This window comes from Psychrobacter sp. CAL346-MNA-CIBAN-0220, assembly GCF_040309805.1.
Taxonomy (GTDB): Bacteria; Pseudomonadota; Gammaproteobacteria; order Pseudomonadales; family Moraxellaceae; genus Psychrobacter.
The window spans coordinates 1-239 of the sequence record NZ_JBEOPF010000692.1; the positions used below are offsets into that span (position 1 = coordinate 1).

Sequence of the window (239 nt, forward strand, 5' to 3'; positions counted from 1 at the left end):
GTCATATGGTAGATGATGATCATGAAGCTGAAACCAGCGGCAAAGATGGTGCGCAAAATGTTGCTGCGTGGTCAAGCACTTGGAACATTAGACAGTTTCAACAAATTGGTGGCCCGTCGGTAACCGTGTGGCGTGAGCTGCGTCGTTTACGTGAGGCCATTGATTTTGACGATGTGGTTGAACGTGCCCGCAATGCAGCTGATAGCAGTAATTGGTCACGCTATGTTGAAGTAATGGGC

The 239-nt window shown here is 49.0% G+C and carries 1 protein-coding gene; it reads left to right on the forward strand.

Features of this window, described 5'->3' with window-relative positions; genetic code table 11:
- The coding region (locus AAEY88_RS15350) for a hypothetical protein (protein WP_350563778.1) at window positions 1-239 on the forward strand (239 nt) is incomplete at both ends.